General features: G+C 70.3%; 15 protein-coding genes and 1 pseudogene. 13 read left to right on the top strand and 3 right to left on the bottom strand.

Going from position 1 to position 18,222, the window contains the following annotated elements; translation table 11 throughout:
- Positions 1 to 2: 2 nt before the first annotated feature.
- Positions 3 to 2,390: a glycosyltransferase gene (locus LH076_RS11320; RefSeq protein WP_227780814.1), complete on the top strand. Its 2,388-nt coding sequence runs from the start codon at positions 3 to 5 to the stop codon at positions 2,388 to 2,390.
- Here LH076_RS11320 and LH076_RS11315 read toward each other — a convergent pair.
- Genes LH076_RS11315 through LH076_RS11305 form a run of 3 tightly spaced genes read right to left on the bottom strand, consistent with a single transcriptional unit; the run spans position 2,360 to position 7,907 of the window.
- Positions 2,360 to 4,930 (bottom strand): CDP-glycerol glycerophosphotransferase family protein, encoded by a 2,571-nt coding sequence (locus LH076_RS11315; RefSeq protein ID WP_227783634.1) that lies wholly within the window; start codon positions 4,928 to 4,930, stop codon positions 2,360 to 2,362. The genes LH076_RS11320 and LH076_RS11315 overlap by 31 nt on opposite strands.
- A complete protein-coding gene (locus tag LH076_RS11310) occupies positions 4,930 to 7,422 on the bottom strand; it encodes a rhamnan synthesis F family protein (RefSeq protein ID WP_227780813.1) in 2,493 nt (830 codons plus the stop codon). Before LH076_RS11310 ends, LH076_RS11315 begins: the two co-directional genes overlap by 1 nt.
- Complete coding sequence (locus LH076_RS11305) at positions 7,419 to 7,907, bottom strand: hypothetical protein (protein ID WP_227780812.1); 489 nt, start codon at positions 7,905 to 7,907, stop codon at positions 7,419 to 7,421. The genes LH076_RS11310 and LH076_RS11305 overlap by 4 nt, the downstream gene beginning before the upstream one ends.
- Before the next feature lie 207 nt (positions 7,908 to 8,114).
- Here LH076_RS11305 and LH076_RS11300 point away from each other — a divergent pair, with 207 nt between their 5' ends.
- From LH076_RS11300 to LH076_RS11245, 12 genes and pseudogenes are all read left to right on the top strand, one after another.
- A complete protein-coding gene (locus tag LH076_RS11300) occupies positions 8,115 to 9,422 on the top strand; it encodes an ammonium transporter (RefSeq protein ID WP_227780811.1) in 1,308 nt (435 codons plus the stop codon).
- A complete protein-coding gene (locus LH076_RS11295; RefSeq protein WP_227780810.1) occupies positions 9,419 to 9,757 on the top strand; it encodes a P-II family nitrogen regulator in 339 nt (112 codons plus the stop codon). Before LH076_RS11300 ends, LH076_RS11295 begins: the two co-directional genes overlap by 4 nt.
- Before the next feature lie 24 nt (positions 9,758 to 9,781).
- On the top strand, positions 9,782 to 10,120 hold the full coding sequence (locus tag LH076_RS11290; protein ID WP_227780808.1) for a P-II family nitrogen regulator: 339 nt from the start codon (positions 9,782 to 9,784) through the stop codon (positions 10,118 to 10,120).
- A gap of 16 nt (positions 10,121 to 10,136) precedes the next feature.
- On the top strand, positions 10,137 to 12,356 hold the full coding sequence (locus LH076_RS11285) for a [protein-PII] uridylyltransferase (RefSeq protein WP_227780807.1): 2,220 nt from the start codon (positions 10,137 to 10,139) through the stop codon (positions 12,354 to 12,356).
- Between the two features lie 11 nt (positions 12,357 to 12,367).
- Positions 12,368 to 13,924 (top strand): signal recognition particle protein, encoded by a 1,557-nt coding sequence (gene ffh, locus LH076_RS11280; RefSeq protein ID WP_227780806.1) that lies wholly within the window; start codon positions 12,368 to 12,370, stop codon positions 13,922 to 13,924.
- A gap of 2 nt (positions 13,925 to 13,926) precedes the next feature.
- On the top strand, positions 13,927 to 14,295 hold the full coding sequence (locus LH076_RS11275) for an NYN domain-containing protein (protein ID WP_227780805.1): 369 nt from the start codon (positions 13,927 to 13,929) through the stop codon (positions 14,293 to 14,295).
- A 9-nt stretch (positions 14,296 to 14,304) separates the two neighbouring features.
- Positions 14,305 to 15,381 carry an amidohydrolase family protein gene (locus tag LH076_RS11270; RefSeq protein ID WP_227780804.1) on the top strand — a complete coding sequence of 359 codons (1,077 nt, stop codon included), beginning with the start codon at positions 14,305 to 14,307 and terminating at the stop codon, positions 15,379 to 15,381.
- Positions 15,382 to 15,542: 161 nt separating this feature from the next.
- A complete protein-coding gene (gene rpsP / locus LH076_RS11265) occupies positions 15,543 to 16,028 on the top strand; it encodes a 30S ribosomal protein S16 (RefSeq protein ID WP_227780803.1) in 486 nt (161 codons plus the stop codon).
- Positions 16,028 to 16,270: an RNA-binding protein gene (locus tag LH076_RS11260; RefSeq protein ID WP_227780802.1), complete on the top strand. Its 243-nt coding sequence runs from the start codon at positions 16,028 to 16,030 to the stop codon at positions 16,268 to 16,270. The genes rpsP and LH076_RS11260 overlap by 1 nt, the downstream gene beginning before the upstream one ends.
- Positions 16,271 to 16,337: 67 nt before the next feature.
- Positions 16,338 to 16,925, top strand: coding sequence for a ribosome maturation factor RimM (rimM, locus tag LH076_RS11255; RefSeq protein WP_227780801.1), 588 nt, complete (start codon positions 16,338 to 16,340; stop codon positions 16,923 to 16,925).
- A pseudogene (gene trmD, locus LH076_RS11250) lies at positions 16,922 to 17,605 on the top strand (tRNA (guanosine(37)-N1)-methyltransferase TrmD); the annotation flags it as partial. The gene rimM and the pseudogene trmD, both read left to right, overlap by 4 nt.
- Before the next feature lie 69 nt (positions 17,606 to 17,674).
- Entirely contained in the window at positions 17,675 to 18,100 is a 426-nt protein-coding gene (locus LH076_RS11245; protein WP_321573742.1) for a GNAT family N-acetyltransferase, read from the top strand.
- The last annotated feature ends 122 nt before the right edge of the window (positions 18,101 to 18,222 follow it).

Below are 18,222 nucleotides of genomic sequence, written 5' to 3'. Positions count from 1 at the left end.
GGGTGGGCCTGCTCCGCTCCCTCCTGCGCCTTCCTCCGACGCCGGACGAGGACGAGCAGCGGCTGCTGGACAGCCCCCTCTTCGACGAGGAGTGGTACGCCGGCCAGGCAGACACTGCGTTCACCAGCCGCCTGGAGGCCGTCCGTCACTACCTCGCCGAGGGCGTCCGCCAGCGTTGGCAGCCCGGGCCGCTCGTCGACCCGGTGTGGCTGAAGGGCCGCTGGGACCTCGCCCGTCAGGCCCGCGTCGGCCGCCGTGACCCGCTGGGCATCTACCTCAAGCGTCAGCTCTGGCGCTTCCCGACGCACCCTCTGGTCGACGTCGAGCACTACCTCGCGCAGCGGCCGCAGGCGCTCGGCGACCCCGACGGACCGATGGGCGACTACCTCCGCGCCGGCCGTGACGCGGGAGCCCGGATCAACGACTGGCTCGACGTCGACCCCGTGGACTGGCTCCGGAGGCAGCGCGACCTCGTCGAGCGGCCCGTAGCCGATCCGCCTGAGGCAGCCGCCGTCCACGCAGCGCTGCCTTGGGACGAGCTTGCGGCCCGCCAGCAGGACGAGGCCGTGGTGAGCGTCATCATCCCGACGTACGACGACCTCGCTATGACGTGGTCCGCCGTCGATACGGTCACGGCTGCCGGCGCTCCGGCAGGCCGCACGCTGGAGGTCCTCGTCTGGGACAACGGTTCACGGCCTGAGATCGCGGCCGGCATCCGGGCCCTCGAGCTGCGTCACCGGCAGGAGGTGCAGGTGTTGCGCAGCCCGGTCAACCTCGGCTTCTCGGTCGGCAACGATGCCGCGCTTCCGGCGGCCCACGGCGCGGTCGTGCTCTTCCTCAACAACGACACGACCGTGCCCGAGGGCTGGCTCGAGCCGCTGCTCGCACGGCTCGACGAGCCCGGGGTGCTCGGCGTGCAGCCGCTCCTCATCTACCCGAGCGGGGCCGTGCAGTCGGCCGGTGTGGCGTTCCCGAGCACGGGCGGACTGCCGCACCAGCTGCTCCAGGGCTTCCCGATCGAGGACGCGGCCGCCGTCGACGCGCTCGGGCTCCACGCCCTCACCGGCGCGGGGCTGATGCTCCGCTGGGACGACGTCGTGGCGGCCCGTGGCTTTGACCCTGCCTTCGTCAACGGCATGGAGGACGTCGACCTCTGCCAGCGGATCGAGGCCGCCCGTCCGGGGGCGTTCCGGGTCGTGACCGCCCGGCCGGTGACGCACCACGAGTCGCGGAGCAAGGGCCGCTATCGCCGCTACAAGGAGAACCGCCGACGCTGGCTCGACCGCTGGGGAGACGGGCCGCTGGCTGCCGACGACGAGCGGCTCTGGGCCGCGGCCGGGTTCCGCGTCGTCGGCCACGAGCGCCGGTCGAAGGACCCCGACGCCGACCCGCGGCTGCTGGTCCCGGAGCCGGTGATCGAGCCCGAGCTGCGGTTCCACACCTCGCCGCGCCCGCTGCGGTGGGCGATCAAGAACCCCGCCGTCTCAGGCCCGGCCGGCGACCTCTGGGGCGACACGCACTTCGCCGATGCGCTCGCTGTGGCTCTGCGCGAACTCGGTCAGCAGGTGGTCATCGACCGGCGCGGCGAGTTCGAGCGCAGCAGCCGGGTCCACGACGACGTCGAGCTGCTCATCCGGGGACGCCTGCCGCTCGCCGTCGCGACCGACGGACCCGCGAGCATCGCCTGGGTGATCTCCCACCCCGAGCTCGTCACCGCGGAGGAGCTCTCCAGCTACGACCGCGTCCTGGCCGCCAGTGAGGGCTGGGCGGCGCAGCGTGGCGCGGAGTGGGGGATCCGCATCGACCCCCTGATGCAGGCGACCGACGCGGCGCGCTTCACCCCCGACGCCCCCGCGACCTCGGTCGACGATGGCGAGCTGCTCTTCGTCGGCAGCACAACCGGTCGTACCCGCCGGATCGTCGGCGACGCCCTGGCGGTGGGCCTGCGGCCGGCTGTCTACGGCAGCGGCTGGGAGGGGCTTCTGCCCGACGGCGTACTGCGCGCGTCGTATCTCGCCAACGACGACCTGCCCTCGTCCTACCGGTCGGCGCGGGTGGTGCTCAATGACCACTGGGACGACATGCGGGCGGCCGCCTTCATCTCCAACCGGGTCTTCGACGCGGTCGCGTGCGGCGCCCGCGTGATCAGCGACCATGTCGACGGCCTCTCCGAACTCTTCGGTCCTGCCGTCCAGACCTATCGCACGCCCGAGGAGCTGCTCGCGCTCGCCACCGCCACCGACCTCGACGCCGTCTTCGGCAGCACCGCTGAGCGCCTGGCCCTCGCCGCCGAGGTACGTCGACTCCACTCCTTCCACGCCCGCGCGGTCACCCTCGTGGAGATCGCGCAGGCTCTGGTTCAGGAGCGAGCTGCGAACTCGCCGAGGTAGAGCTCCTTCACCCGTTGCACGACCCGCCAGGAGGCACCGTCGTCGACGTGCTCGTGGAAGATCCGGCGCCGCCAGTCGTACTCCTCGCGGGCGGCCTCGTCGATGGGGGCGAAGACGCCGTCCAGCGCCTGCTCGAGCTGGTCGAACGTCCGGCACACGGGGCCGGGCAGCACCTGTTCGAGGCTGTAGAAGAGGCCGCGCTCCTGGTCGGAGTAGCGGTCCAGGTCGTAGGCGAAGCTGATCACGGGACGCCCTGTGATCATGAAGTCCACGAGGCAGCTGGAGTAGTCGCTCACCAACGCGTCGGCCTCGCGGTAGAGCACCTCCAGGTCCGGGTAGCGGCGGGACGACAGGTCGATCGGGTGGAGCGGGGCGAGCAGCCGGGAGTAGGTCCGGGCTGTGTCGGCCATGTGCTCACGCACGCCGATCACGGCGTTGTGTCTCTCGGCCCAGGCCGCGAGCCGGGTGACCTCCTCCTCGTCGAAGTGGTAGTAGGAGTCGGCCTGGCCGTCCTTGAACGTCGGGAGGAAGAGCACCAGGCGGCGCCCGGCCATCTCCCCTCGCAGCTGCGTGATCGTGTCTCGCAGGTCGGCCGGCAGCTCGTCGTCCGGTCGCATCACGAAGTCGTTGCGCGGCAGGCCGGTCGTCCAGACGTCGGGGAACCCGAGCGGTGCGAAGGCCGCCGCCATGGCGAGGCGGTCCATCCTGCTCGAGGCGATCACGACCCGGCTGCCGCCGTTGTTGCGCTGCATGGCGCGCTCGAGGCTCTCGGAGATGCTCACCGCCGCGGACCCGAACCGCTTGAGGGGGGTGCCGTGCCAGAGGTTGATGAAGTTGTGCGTCGTCGGCGGCACCGGCCAGTGGGCGTTGATCCGTGGACCGTGCTTGACGAAGATCTGGCCGCAGCGCGCCAGGAGTTCCTGACCGCTCCGGCTGAGCAGTGGCACGACGACGACGTTCTCGCCCTCGGCGTACACACGCCGGGACCGGGTCAGGATCACCTTCCTGATCGACGGGTCGTCCTTCACCTCCTCGAAGACGGCCCGCTCGTTCCCGGCGAAGGTGTGTTCGTAGGCGCACACCGGGAAGGCCCACCAGTGGTCGTACGTCGGCGTCCGGGCCTCGAGCCTGCGGAACTCGGGGAACGTCAGCGGGACGTCGCTGCGGATCGACCCGTCGGGCTCGCGGACGAAGGAGAAGCTCAGCTCGAGCTTGTCGGCGTCGGCGGCACGGACGAGGTTGCGCTCGAACATGTCGACCGGCGCGTCAGGCACCGACGCGCGGATGCGTGACTTCCACGTGAGCAGGTCGGGTGTCGCGCACGGGTTCTCTCCCAGGAGGTCGCGCTTCAGCAGCGGAAAGCCATGGTCGAGCAGGGTGAAGTACTCGTTCGTGTAGAGCGGGTGATACGGGTGGAGCTGATCGGACCAGGTGCGGAAGTCGAAGCCTCGACGGATGAGATGGTCGCTGAGGCCGATCTCGTACTTGAGGACTGACTTCGTCCGCTGCGACTGGGCCGCGACGGCCGTCAGCCGGCGTCGGAATCCCGGGTCGGTGAGGACGCGTCTCCGCACCGCCAGGAAGTAGGAGCCGACGTGCAGCCGGCAGTGCGGCCCCCACGGCTCGGCGCCGGTGCGATAGACCTTCCCCCGCTCGAGCGGAATCGGGTCGGTGGCGCCGTGGGCCCGGTCGAAGTCGAGCTTCGCGGCCTGGAGCCCCCACCAGTCCGTCCGCACGCCGGTCATCCGGGCGAAGACGCCGTCGAGCGGCCGCACCAGGTAGCAGCTGTCGTTGGCGAACAGGACCTCGTCGTACCCCTCGAGGCGCTCCCATCCCACGTAGTGGCTCGCCAGCAGCGCGTAGGAACCGAAGTCGTCGCCGCCGTGCGCCTCGGCCCAGGCCGCCGTCGCGAGTCCGTCCAGCTTGGCGAGCTCGTCGGTGGAGACGAAGCCATCCGCCAGGTAGTAGACGTCCGCGTGCCGGGAGAGCTCGCGGACGTAGTCGATCACGTACTCGTCGACGATGCCGTCGCGGTCGAAGCCTGCAAAGAGGCAGGCGCGGCGGGTGTCAGCGGCCAGCGGGGGAGCCTCGTGCCGGACGGGCTCGGTGGGCTGGGTCGGGAGGAGCCCGTGGTGTCGGCCGAGTATGAGGAAGTGCAGGAACGGGTTGATTCCCTCGGACGTCGGATCGAGGTACTCCGACCAGTACCACCACAGGTCGAAGTCAGCGGTCGGGTTGTTCAGGTACGTCCAGCCGCGGTCGCAGAAGTGTTCGAGCGGGAGTCGGCCTGTCAGCTTCCCACCGACGCGTGCGAGGTGCATGCGGTAGCCGATGGCGTCGAAGAGACCCGACGCCTTGACGATGTCCATCTCGCACGCGCGCCGATCCGACTCGGTCGGCGCCGGAGAATCGTGATCACCGCCTGGCTGCAGACCTTCCTTCAGTACGTCGCCGACGAGCGCCGTGCGTTCGGCGGGTGCCGCGGCGGCCCACCGCGACGCGAACGCCGACCAGGCCTCCTCGAACCGGGCGAGGTCCATCACGCCGACCCCTCCCTCGTCGCGGCACGGGTCCGCTCGACGACACGTTCGGCGCTCCGGTCATCCCGGAAGTCGAGGAACAGGTCGCGGAACCGCTCGTAGCGCGGCGTCGGCACCTCGCCGTGCGCATCCAGCGCCGCGTCGAGATGGGTCAGGAGGGACTCCGCGTCGTGTGTGACCGGCCCCGGGAAGAGATGGTCGAGGTCGTAGACCGTGGGCTCGGTCGCTTGGCCCGCGGGCCGGTGGCTCACGACGGCGGTCCCGCGGACGGTGACGTCGAGGGCCGCGCCGTGGACGTCGGTCCACACCAGGTCAGCCGCCCGCAGTACGGCGTTCGTCGAGCCGTATCGCAGGAACGAGGCGTCGATTGCGTCGACCTTGTCAGCGAGCAGTGCGGTGTGGCCGCGGTGGAGGTCGCCGTACGGCTCCCGGATGGCGAGGACGGCGTCATGACGGATCAGGAGGCTCCGCAGGCCACTGACGAAGGCCGCAGAGTACCGTTCCGCCGCCTCGCCCGGGCTGATGGCCTCCTCCGGGATGAGCAGCACGATGCGGCGACCCGCCGCCTCGGCGCGGAGCCGCAGGTACTCCTCCTGCAGTTCGTCGGGCAGCGAGTCGACGGGCATGGTCAGGAAGTCATGGGCCGGGATGCCCGTCCGCCAACCCCGGCCGTAGAGGGCTGGGGAGTGGTGGTTCGCGGCGAGGATCTGGTCGGCGTCCGAGCTGGTGGCGAACCCGGTCAGAGGTGCGTCGGCGAACTCGTGCAACCACACCGTCGGTTCGTCGGGCTGTGGATGCTCCAGTTCGGTGGGATCGACCGCCTTCGCCGTCATCCCGCCGGTGGGTGTGAGGGTGAACCCGTCACGCAGGCCGACGATGACGTGACGGTCGACGCTGATCGGCGCCCGGACGGCGCTCTGGGGAGGCGTCCCGGTGAAGATGACGCCGGCGCGATAGAGCTCGTCGCGGCTGCGCGGGTCGATCACGGGGACCGTCACGAGGTTGGTGCCCCGGAGGTCGAGACGCCGGCCGCGGGTCAGCACCACCTTCGTCAACGTGTCATCGTCGGCGACGTGGTGGAGGACGGCACGGAGACTCGGAGGGAGACGGCCGGTCCGCGGGTCAGCGGCGAACACCCAGACGGCGGGGTCCTTTGCACGCTTGGCGTCCATGCGGCGGAACGCCCCGCTCCGGACCAGAGCAGGCCGCTTGCCGACGCCGCTCGCGTCGGCCGGGACGCTGAGACTCTGCGCGAGACGGTCGGCGGGGGTGGTCCGCACCAGCGCTGCCTCGAAGAGGTCGACCGGAGCGGTCGGAACGAGCTCGAGGACCCGCTCCTTCCAATCGCCCAGATCCGGAACGTGGTAGTGGTTCTGCGCGAGGAGATATCGCTTGAGCAGGGGGAAGCCTCGGGCGATGAGCGTGAAGTGCGTCGCGGTGAAGAGCGGATGGAGCGGGTGTACCGCCGGCACGAGGGTGTCGAACCGGTGGCTCCTCCCGAGCAGCACGTGGGTCAGGCCGACCTCGTACTTCATCACCACGTTGCGCTTGCTGCGCTGGGGGTGGATGGAGTCGACCAGCTTGCGGAAGATCGGATCGTTCAGGACCGGTCGGCGGAACGCGAGGAAGTAGGAGCCGACGTGGAAGTCGTACTCCGGGTCCTGCTCCCACAGGTCGAGCAGTTCATTGCGCACGCGATCGACGGCGATCGGCTCGGTGAATGACGTGGTCGGCTGATGGGCGGTGCTGACCAGGCCCTTGGTGGCCTGAAGTCCCCACCAGGCGCAGTCCCGGTCGGCCATGGTGGTGAAGACCTCGTCGAGTGGCCGGAGGAGGAAGGTGCTGTCGTTGACGAACAACACCTCGTCGTACTCCTCGAGCCGCTCCCAGCCGACGAGATCTCGGGCGAGCATCGCGTAGGAACCGAAGTCGTACGACGCGTGCCGCACGGCCCACGCCCCGCGGGTGTGCGGGCGCAGCTTGTCGAGCTCGTGCTCAGGGAGCCAGTTGTCCGCCAGGTAGAAGACGTCACCCCAGCGGGCGAGTTCCGCGACCATGAGTACGACGACGTCGTCGACCACACTCTCCGCGTCGAAGCCTGCGAAGAGGATCGCTCGCCGGACAGGGTGGGAGGGGTCGAGCCGGACCCCGTCCTCCTGGCGGATGCGGCCGGGCCCGATGGGCAGGCCCGCGGCGTGGCCGACCACTGCGTAGTGGACCGCCGGGTTGATCGTCTCCGTGCCCGGGTCGAGATGGGTGACCCAGTACCACCACGTGTCGAAGCCTGCGTGCGGCTTGAGCAGCTGGGTCCAGCCGGCGCCGAGGAAGTGGTCGAGCGGGTCGCTGAGCCCGTCCCGCTTCATGACCTCGGCATAGCTCTCGAGGTAGAAGACCGCGTCGAAGAGGGGTCCGACGAGACGGCGCTCGACCTCACGGCGGCGAGCCGCCGGCAGGGCGGTCAGCTCCTGGAGCGAGACGGCCTTCTCCGTCATGCGGTGTCGGCCCCGCGCAGGTGGCGGAGCAGCGGGTTGTCGTCTCCGATGTCGGGATGGGAGTCGCGGTATGCGCGGGTCCGGAAGTGCGGCCCGGGGTCGTAGTTCTTCGCCGCCCCGAGGCGCAGGTAGTGCAGCTCGGGTGAGAGCCCGCTGGCCGCCACCGTCGGGTTGCTGAGCAGGTACCACGCGGCGTCGAAGAGCGGCGAGGCCGCCAGCGTCCGCATGTCGCGCGTCTCCTCGTCGTTGGGCAGGTAGCGGAAGAGCCGCCGCTTCACCCAGCCGCGCAGTCCGGACCCCGAGGAGCTGATCGCCGCGAGACCCGTCGCCGTCGCCTCAGCGAGCCGGTGCGCGTTGGCCGCGGCCTCGTCCGCGGCGGCGCGGGGCTCCATGAGTGACTCGAGCCGCGAGCGCGCCTGCGCCAACTCCGCCTGCGTGAGCCTGAGCGACTCGCGGAGCTTGGCGATCTCGTCGTGCGGCGTCATCAGGGTCGGATCCTAGCGTGGCGTCACCTCCCGGTGCTCCGGTCGGGCCGGGTGACGGCGGACCGCCTCCCCAAACCTGTTACATGTCCGAAACATGTGACGCCCGGCACTGAAACGTAGGGCCACCAAGGTGAGGGCCCGTGAGGGTGGACCGCCCCGTCCGTGAGACGGGGTCGGCACACCGCAGACACTTCTCCTGGAGGTTCCGTGGACGGCTACTACGCCTTCTTCATCGTGGCCACCGCGCTGGTCCTGATGATGACCACGCCGGCGCTCGCCCTGTTCTACGGCGGCATGAGCCGCTCGAAGTCCGTACTCAACATGATGATGATGTCGTTCACGGCCATGGGCCTGATCGGCATCATCTACGTGCTGTGGGGCTGGTCGATGTCCGGTCTCGACGACGCCAACGGCTTCGGCAACGGCAAGCTGATCGGTGCCGTCTTCAAGGGCTTCGGCCTCAACGGTGAGACCTGGTCGGTCGACGACCCGACCGGCACCGGGTCGACGTACCTCTGGGTCGCCTTCCAGTTGACCTTCGCCGTGATCACCGCGGCGCTCATCTCCGGCGCCATCGCCGACCGCGTGAAGCTGAGCGCCTGGCTCGTCTTCATCGGCATCTGGGTGACCCTCTGCTACTTCCCGGTCGCGCACAACGTCTGGGGTGGCGGCTGGCTCGTCGGCAAGTGGGCCGCGCTCGACTACGCCGGTGGCACGGTCGTCCATATCAATGCCGGTATCGCCGGACTCGTCCTGGCGCTCGTCATCGGCAAGCGCGTCGGCTTCATGAGCGACGCCATGAAGCCGCACAGCCTCCCGCTCACCATGATCGGTGCCGGCCTGCTGTGGTTCGGCTGGTACGGCTTCAACGTCGGCTCGATCGTCTTCTACAACGGCACCGTCGACGACTCCGGCAAGGACATCGGCGCCACCCAGTTCATGAGTGAGACCGGTGCGACGTTCCTCAACACCACCCTCGCCACGATGGCCGCGATGCTGGCCTGGCTCGTGGTCGAGCGCCTCGTGCACGGCAAGGCGTCCGCCCTCGGCGCGGCGTCGGGCATCGTCGCCGGCCTCGTCGCGATCACGCCGTCCTGTGGTGCGGTCGACATCTGGGGCGCGCTCATCATCGGTGTCGTCGCGGGTGGCCTCTGCGCCGTCGCGGTCGGCCTCAAGTACCGGCTGAAGTTCGACGACTCCCTCGACGTCGTCGGCGTCCACCTCGTCGGTGGTGTGGTCGGTGCCCTCATGATCGGCCTCGTCGGCACCAAGGGCGCTCCGCAGGGCCTGGACGGCCTCTTCTACGGCGGTGGCCTCGACCTGCTCGGCACCCAGTTCATGGCGGTCCTCTTCACCATCGTGTGGACCGGTGTCCTGACCACGATCATCGCGCTGGCCATCAAGTACACGATCGGCTGGCGGGTCACCGCCGAGGCCGAGGTCGAGGGCATCGACGGTGACCAGCACGGTGAGACCGCCTACGACATCGCCGCCGGCACCGGAGTCCTCTCGTGAAGCTGGTGACGGCGGTGATCAAGCCGCACAAGTGGGAGGACGTCCGCGAGGCCCTCGAGACCTTCGGCGTGACCGGCATGACGGTCAGCGAGGTCAGCGGCTACGGCCGCCAGAAGGGTCACACCGAGGTCTACCGTGGTGCCGAGTACGACATCGCGCTCGTACCCAAGATCCGGATCGAGATCGTGGTCGAGGACGGTGACGCGGACGACGTGGTCGGCCTGATCGTCAAGACCGCACAGACCGGTCGCATCGGTGATGGCAAGGTGTGGGTCAGCAGCATCGAGACCGTCGTCCGGGTCCGCACGGGCGACCGCGACGCCGCCGCACTCTGAGCCCCTAACTCTGGAGGAGTCCGCATGAAGCTCGTCACCGCGGTGATCAAGCCGCACAAGTGGGAGGACGTCCGGGTCGCCCTCGAGGCCGTCGGTGTCACCGGCATGACGGTCAGCGAGGTCAGTGGCTACGGCCGGCAGAAGGGTCACACCGAGGTCTACCGGGGCGCCGAGTACGACGTCGCGCTGGTCCCCAAGATCCGGATCGAGATCGTCGTCCCGGACGGCGATGCCGAGGGTGTCGTCGACGCGATCGTCGGCAGCGCCCAGACAGGTCGGATCGGCGACGGCAAGGTCTGGGTGACCAGCATCGAGGGCGTGGTCCGCGTGCGTACCGGCGACAAGGACGAAGCGGCGATCTGACGGTTCGTCTCTCGAGGTGACGACAACTGAACGGGCAGCGCGCACGGCCCAGGCCGACGCGCTCTGCCAGCAGGCGTACGGCGACAACGCCGGTCTCACGCAAGGCGCGACGCTCGTCGCGGTCGGTGGTTACGGCCGCGGCGAGCTCGCGCCGTTCTCGGACCTCGACGTCGTGCTGGTCCACGAGGAGGGCGTCGAGCTCGGCGAGCTCCCCACGAAGCTCTGGTACCCCATCTGGGACTCGGGCGCGAAGCTCGACCACTCCGTCCGGTCTCTCCCCGAGATGCTCGAGGCGGCCGGCGCTGACGTACGGGTGGCGCTGGGGCTGCTCGACGTGCGCCACCTCGCGGGTGACGCGAGCCTGAGCCTGCGGTTGCGCAGCGAGGTGCTCGCGCACTGGCGGCGGCAGGCACGCGAACGGCTGCCCGAGCTCCGGCAACTGGTCGAGCAGAGGCACGCGATGATCGGCGAGCTGGCGCACGTCAGCGTCCCGGATCTCAAGGAGGCCGCCGGCGGGCTGCGGGACGCCACCATCCTCAAGGCGATCGTCGCGACGTGGCTGGTCGACGTGCCGCACACGGACCTCGAACCCCGGCGCCAGGACCTGCTCGACATCCGCGACCACGTCCACGACCTCGCCGGCCGGGCGACGGACCGGATCACGCCCGAGCTGTGGGCACCGCTCGCCGAGCGGCTGGGCCTGCCTGACGAGCGGGCCGCGCAGCGGCACATCCGGCAGGTCGGTCGCCGGATCAGGCACCTCTCCAACCTGACGTGGCGCCGCGTCGACGCCGTCCTCAGCCGTCCGCGCGCCGCCGCACCGCGACGTCCTGAGCTGACGCCGCTAGGTACGGGCGTCGCGATGTCGGCGGGCGAGGTCGTCCTCGCCAAGGGTGCGGATCCGAGGCGCGACCCGCTCCTCTTCCTCCGCGCGGCGGCGCTGGCCGCCGAGAACGACGTGATCCTCGCGCCGCCGACGGTCGCGCGCCTCTCGGCCCAGACGCCGCCGCCGACGGGCGTGTGGAGCCAGGAGGCGCGCCAGCTCCTCGTGCGGCTGCTCGCCGCCGGCCGAGGGCTGCTCCCGGTCTGGGAGACGCTCGACGAGACCGGCGCTCTGATGAGGATCCTGCCGGAGTGGGAGGCCATCCGGCTGCTTCCGCATGCCAGCGTCATCCACCGCTTCACCGTCGACCGTCACGTCATCGAGACCTGTGTCGAGGCCTCCTCCCTGATCCGTCACGTCGCCCGTCCCGACGTCCTGATGGTGGCTGCGCTGCTGCACGACATCGGCAAGGGCGGCCTGGTCGAGCACAGCGTGGCCGGTGCGCCCATCGCCCGGGACGTCGCGATCCGGTGGGGCTTCGACGACGAGGCGGTCGACCTGATCGAGACCCTCGTCCGCTGGCACCTGCTGCTCTCCACGACGGCGACCACGCGTGACCCGGACGACCCGGCGACCGTCGCGGCGATCACCGCACACGTCACCAACGCCGAGGCGCTCGCATTGCTCACCGCGCTCACCGAGGCCGACGCGCGAGCGACGAGCACGAAGGCCTGGTCCTCCTGGCGGGCCTCGCTCATCCTCGACCTCTCCCGGCGTGCCCGGGCCGCGCTCGCCGGTGGTGCGTCGCTGCCGGCGGTGCTCTCCGACGATGTGGAGATCCCCCGCAGCGTGAAGAAGGGGGGCACCTCCTTCGAGGTGCTCCGCCACCCCGACGGCGAGCGCGTCACCGTCATCGGCGCCGACCGCGTCGGCCTCCTGGCCGACACTGCCGCCACCTTCGCCTTCCAGCGGCTCAAGGTCCGCGCAGCCCGGGCCTGGGCCCAGCCGCCGTACGCCGTCTCCGTCTGGGACCTCGCCGAGGAGGGTGTCGACGCGGCGGTCCTGCGCAGTGGCTTCGAGGCGATCAGTGAGGGCCGGGTCGATGCGGCGGCGCGGCTCAGGCCGACGGGGCCCGACCCACTTGCCCCCTCGGTGGTCGTGCGTCCCGAGGCCAGCACCCAGTCGACCGTGATCGAGGTCCGGACGGCCGACCGGCCGGGCATCGTCTACCTCGTCTGCCATGCCCTGGCTGCGCTCGGCATGACGGTCCGCTCGGCGCATGTCGACACGCTCGGGCCGCAGGCGGTGGACGTCTTCTATGTGCAGGAGGCGCACGCCGGAGCGCTGGGGGACCAGCGTGCCGCTGAGGCGGCCCATGCCGTCCGTGCGGCACTCTCGGGCGACTCCACGTAAACTTCGCTCTCGTGTTCGCGACTCTCTCCGACCGGCTGGCCGAGACCTTCAAGTCCCTGCGGGGGAAGGGCCGGCTCTCCGAGGCCGACATCGACGCCACGGCGCGCGAGATCCGCATCGCGCTGCTCGAGGCCGACGTCGCGCTCCCGGTCGTCAAGGAGTTCGTCGCAGCGGTCAAGGAGCGCGCCCGCGGTGCCGAGGTCAGCCAGGCGCTGAACCCCGCCCAGCAGATCGTCAAGATCGTCAACGAGGAGCTCGTGACGATCCTCGGTGGCGAGACCCGCCGCCTGCGGTATGCCAAGAACGGTCCGACGGTCATCATGCTCGCCGGCCTCCAGGGTGCCGGTAAGACGACCCTCGCGGCGAAGCTGGCGCTGTGGCTCAAGGACCAGGGCAAGTCGCCTCTGTTGGTGGCGTGCGACCTGCAGCGCCCCAACGCCGTCAAGCAGCTCCAGGTCAACGGCGAGAAGGTCGGCGTCAAGGTCTTCGCCCCCGAGCCGGGCAACGGCGTCGGCAACCCCGTCGACGTGGCCCGTGCCGGTGTCGACGAGGCGAAGCGGACGCTCCACGACGTCGTCATCATCGACACCGCCGGTCGTCTCGGCATCGACGCCGAGTTGATGCAGCAGGCCTCGGACATCCGGTCCGCGACGAACCCCGACGAGGTCCTCTTCGTCGTCGACGCGATGATCGGCCAGGACGCGGTCACGACCGCCCAGGCGTTCCTCGACGGCGTCGGCTACGACGGCGTCGTGCTCACCAAGCTCGACGGTGACGCCCGCGGTGGTGCCGCGCTGTCCATCGTCAGCCTCACCGGCAAGCCGATCATGTTCGCCTCCGCCGGCGAGAAGATGACGGACTTCGACCTCTTCCACCCCGACCGCATGGCCGGCCGGATCCTCGACATGGGCGACATGCTCACCCTCATCGAGCAGGCCGAGAAGGCCTTCGATGCCGAGGAGGCGGCCAAGGCCGCCGAGAAGATCGGCTCCGGCGAGTTCACCCTCGACGACTTCCTCGTGCAGATGCAGCAGCTCAAGAAGCTCGGCTCGATGAGCAAGCTGATGGGGATGCTGCCCGGCATGGGCCAGTTCAAGGAGCAGCTCGCCAACTTCGACGAGCGGGAGATCGACCGGATCCAGGCGATCATCCAGTCCATGACGCCGGCCGAGCGCGCCAACCCGAAGATGCTCGACGGCTCACGCCGCACCCGCATCGCCCGCGGCTCGGGCCGCGCGGTCTCCGACATCAACCAGCTCGTCGAGCGGTTCACCGAGGCGGCGCGGATGATGAAGCAGCTTGCCTCCGGCGGTGGGATGCCCGGCATGCCGGGCGCTCCCGGCGCCGGGTTCGGCAAGCGTGCGGGCGCGAAGCAGGCCCCGCAGCAGAAGAAGGGCAAGGGCGCCCGCCGCTCGGGCAACCCCGCCAAGGCCGCTCAGCAGGCCGCGACGAAGGCGACCGCCCCGGCCGCCAAGGCCAACCCCTTCGGCACGCAGGGGGAGACCGACTACGCCGACGCCCTGAAGAACCTCGACCTGCCCGCGGACTTCTCGAAGTTCCTCAAGTAGCCGTGCCTACGGTCCTGATCGTCGACGGGGCCAACGTCGTCGGTGCCACGCCCAACGGCTGGTGGAACGACCGGGCGGGTGCCGCCTCGAAGCTGTACGACGACCTCTGCGCCGCCCACCTCGAGGCCGACCTGATCGTCCTCGTCCTCGAGGGACAGGCCAAGGCCGGCGTACCCGCCTCGAAGACACCGGGGATGCGGGTCGTGCACGCTCCCAAGGACGGCGACTCGATGATCGTCACCCAGGCCAGGACCGCCCACGAGCGGGGTGACCGCGTCACGGTCGTGACCTCTGACAGGGCGCTGGGCGCCAACGTCGCCCCCTTCGGCGACACCCGGCCCTCCACCTGGTTGCTCGGCCTCCTTCGCTAGCGTGCGAGCGTGAGCGCGCTCAGGTTCCACGGCCCTGTCCTCCCGTCCGGCGAGGTCCGCGACCTCTTCGTCGTCGGCGACCGCGTCACGTATGAGTCTCAACCCGGCGCGGAGCTCGCGGCCAGCGGCTGGATCGTCCCCGGCCTCGTCGATGCCCATTGCCACATCGGCCTCGGGCCCCGCGGTGCCGTGAGCCGCGAGGAGACCGAGGCACAGGCGATCGCCGACCGGGACGGGGGAGCGCTCCTCATCCGTGACTGCGGCTCGGCCTCGGACACCCGTTGGGTGCAGGAGCGTGAGGACCTGCCGCGGCTCGTGCGGGCAGCCCGCCACATCTCGCGCACCAAGCGTTACATGCCCGGCTATGCCGACGAGGTCGAGCCCGAGTCCCTGGTCGAGACGGTCACACGTCAGGCGCGGCGGGGCGACGGCTGGGTGAAGCTCGTCGGCGACTGGATCGACCGCGCCGAGGGCGACCTCAGGCCGAGCTTCAGCGCCGAGGAGTTCCGGGCGGCGATCGATGCGGCCCACGCAGCAGGGGCGAAGGTCACGGCGCACTGCTTCGGGACCGAGGTGCTGCCCGGGCTGATCGACGCGGGCATCGACTGCATCGAGCACGGCAGCGGTCTCACGCCGGAGCTGGCGGCGGCGATGGGGGAGAAGGGCATCGCGCTGGTGCCGACCGTCGCCCAGCTCGAGCTCTTCCCGCAGCTCTCCGCCGCGGCGGAGGCGAAGTTCCCGGCGTACGCCGGCACGATGGACGACCTCTACGCCCGGCGTCGCGAGACGCTGATGACGGCCCACGAGGCGGGCGTGACGTTCTACGCCGGCTCGGACGGCGCGGCCATCCAGCAGCACGGGACGCTGCACAAGGAGATCGCCGCGCTTGCAGGCCTCGGTCTCCCGAGCGACTACGTCCTGGGGGCGGCCAGCTGGCGGGCGCGGGAGTGGCTCGGCTTCACCCCCGACCTCGCCGAGGGCTCCGAGGCCGACTTCGTGGTCTACGACCGCGACCCGCTCGCGGACCTCTCCGTCACCGCCGAGCGCCCCGCGGCGATCGTGCTGCGGGGCCGCGTCCGGCACTGATTTCACGGCTGCTGCCTGCTCTGGCAAGATTCTCTGTTGAGTCCTGCTCGGTCGGCCCCTCTCACCAACCGTGGCAGTGCCCATCCGAGATCCGACGTGCCGGTGTTCCCCACCTGAGCGCCGACGAACTCAACCTACTTACGAAAAGGAACACCACACTCGTGGCTACCAAGATCCGCCTGAAGCGTCTCGGCAAGATTCGCGTCCCGCAGTACCGCATCGTCGTCGTCGACTCCCGCGCCAAGCGCGATGGCAAGGTCATCGAGGAGATCGGCAAGTACCACCCCAAGGAGGACCCCTCCTTCATCGAGATCAACGGCGACCGCGCCGCCTACTGGCTCGGCGTCGGCGCCCAGCCGACCGAGGCCGTCGAGGTCCTGCTCAAGATCACCGGTGACTGGCAGAAGCACAAGGGTCTCCCGGGCACCGAGGGCACCCTCAAGGTCGCGGCCCCGAAGGCCGACAAGCTCGACCTCTTCAACAAGGCCCTCGCCGAGGCGCACTCCGAGCCTGAGCTCGCCGCGGTGACCGCCAAGAGCAAGAAGAAGACCGAGGCGCCTGCTGACCAGGACGCCGAGGCTCCCGAGAACAAGAACGCCATCGAGGCCGAGGCCGGCGAGGTCCAGCCTGAGGATTCGGGTCTCTGATGCTCGCCGAGGCGCTGGAACACCTCGTCCGAGGTGTGGTCGACCACCCCGACGACGTCGTCGTCCGCGACAAGCAGCTCCGTCGCGGCTCGATCCTGGAGGTTCGGGTCCACCCCGACGACCTCGGCAAGGTGATCGGCCGCAGCGGTCGCACCGCGAGCGCCTTCCGCACCGTCATCAACGCCCTCTCCGGGCGTGACGGTGCGCGCATCGACTTCGTCGACGTGGACAAGCGTCGCTGAAGCAAGACCGCAAGGACGGCCCTCTCCCGAGTGGAGGGGGCCGTCCCGCATTTGGGAGGATCACCCTGTGACTGAATCCATCGAGGTGCTCGTCGGCCGCATCGGCAAGCCGCACGGCCTTCGCGGGCACGTCACGGTCGACGTCCGCACCGACGAGCCCGAGCGCCGCTTCGTCCAGGGGGCGAAGCTCAAGGCCGAGGCGCCGAAGGGCTCGGCGTTCGCCCCGAGGCAGCTCACCGTGGAGGCCCTGCGCTGGCACGGTGGCGTCCTGCAGCTCCAGTTCGCGGAGGTCCCCGACCGCACCGCCGCCGAGGCCGCCCGCGGTGTCCTGCTGTACGCCGACATCCCGGCGGACGCGACGCCCGAGGATCCGGACGAGTTCTACGACCACCAGCTCGTCGGCCTTGCGGCCTACGACACGCAAGGCGCGCACCTCGGCGAGGTCACCGGTCTCGTCCACGGCGGCGCGCAGGACCTCCTCGAGCTGCGCACCACAGAAGCGCTGGGCCGACGCAACGTGCTGATCCCGTTCGTGAAGGCCCTGGTGCCGACCGTCGACCTCGCCGCCGCGCGCGTGGAGATCGCCGACCGCCCCGGCCTGGTCAGGCCGCTCCCCGAGGACGACGCGGACGAGGCCGAGGAGCAGCAGCCGTGAGGTTGGACTACCTCACGATCTTCCCCGCCTACCTCGAGCCGCTCCAGCTCAGCCTGCCGGGCAAGGCCGTCGAGAAGGGCCTGCTCGAGCTGCACGTCCACGACCTCCGCTCGTGGACGACCGACAGGCATCGGACCGTCGACGACACGCCGTACGGCGGCGGCGCCGGCATGGTGATGAAGCCGGAGCCCTTCGGTGCGGCCTTCGAGGAGCTCGGCGTCGACTCGGGCACGACGATCGTCTTCACCACGCCGAGCGGCGAGCCGATGACCCAGCAGCTGGCCCATGAGCTGGCCGGCCGCGAGCGGCTGGTCTTCGCCTGCGGGCGCTACGAGGGCATCGACCAGCGCGTCCTCGACCATGCGCGCGACGTCGCGGAGGTCCGCGAGATCAGCCTCGGTGACTACGTGCTCAACGGCGGAGAGGTCGCCGCGCTGGCGATCACCGAGGCGGTCGTACGCCTGATCCCCGGCTTCATGGGCAACGCCCACAGTCTCGTCGAGGAGTCCCATGCCGTCGGCGGGGGTGCGAGCCTCCTCGAGTACCCCGTCTACACCAAGCCGTCGGTCTGGCGGGGCCGCGAGGTGCCGTCGGTCCTGCTGTCGGGTGACCACGGGAGGATCGCCGCCTGGCGGCGCCAGCAGCAGCTCGAGCGGACGGCCGAGCGCCGACCCGACCTGCTCGCCCCGGAGCACGCCGCCACCGAATGGGATGTCGTGCCGGCCAGGCGGGGTGACGCGGGTGAGCTGATGACCCTCATGCGAGCGTGTTGGGTCTCGGTCGCCCTCGAGAACGAGGATCTCAACGTTCCGGCGCTGCGCGAGTCGCTCGACGAGGTGCGGGCCAACCTCGACGTCTGGCAGACGTGGGTGGTGCGTTCCGGCGGGCGGATGGTCGGCTCTGTCCGGGCGCGGCTGGAGGACGACGGCAGCTGGAACATCGGTCGGCTCTGCGTCGCTCCGGATCTCGAGGGTCGTGGGCTCGGGCGGGTCCTGCTCGACCACATCCAGGCCGTCGCGCCCGCCGAGGCCTCCCGCTTCTGGCTCTTCACCGGCGGCCGTAGCCTGCGCAACCAGCGCTTCTACCGCAGGAACGGCTTCTCGATCCGACCCGGTGAGGAGCCGGTGGAGGGCACCGTCGCGATGACGAAGCCCCGTCGGCGTACGACCGGCTGAGAGGGCGACGGAGCGCCTCGGACGTTCTGTTACACCGACGAAACACGTCATGCGGCCAGTTGTCACCTCCGGTCGAGAGTGTGCGGCGCAATGCGGTGCCCGTAGTTCTCGGGGAGCGGTGC

Source organism: Nocardioides sp. Kera G14 (assembly GCF_020715565.1).
GTDB lineage: Bacteria > Actinomycetota > Actinomycetes > Propionibacteriales > Nocardioidaceae > Nocardioides.
The sequence above is the reverse complement of the archived record's forward strand: the minus strand, read 5'-3'. Positions and strand labels throughout refer to the sequence as shown.

Excerpts from the sequence above, each read along its gene's own strand:
- LH076_RS11315 (WP_227783634.1), bottom strand. The coding sequence starts at position 4,930 with ATGGACCTCGCCCGGTTCGAGGAGGCCTGGTCGGCGTTCGCGTCGCGG.
- LH076_RS11310 (WP_227780813.1), bottom strand. The coding sequence starts at position 7,422 with ATGACGGAGAAGGCCGTCTCGCTCCAGGAGCTGACCGCCCTGCCGGCG.
- LH076_RS11305 (WP_227780812.1), bottom strand. The coding sequence starts at position 7,907 with ATGACGCCGCACGACGAGATCGCCAAGCTCCGCGAGTCGCTCAGGCTC.
- LH076_RS11290 (WP_227780808.1), top strand. The coding sequence starts at position 9,782 with ATGAAGCTCGTCACCGCGGTGATCAAGCCGCACAAGTGGGAGGACGTC.
- LH076_RS11260 (WP_227780802.1), top strand. The coding sequence starts at position 16,028 with ATGCTCGCCGAGGCGCTGGAACACCTCGTCCGAGGTGTGGTCGACCAC.
- LH076_RS11245 (WP_321573742.1), top strand. The coding sequence starts at position 17,675 with ATGACCCTCATGCGAGCGTGTTGGGTCTCGGTCGCCCTCGAGAACGAG.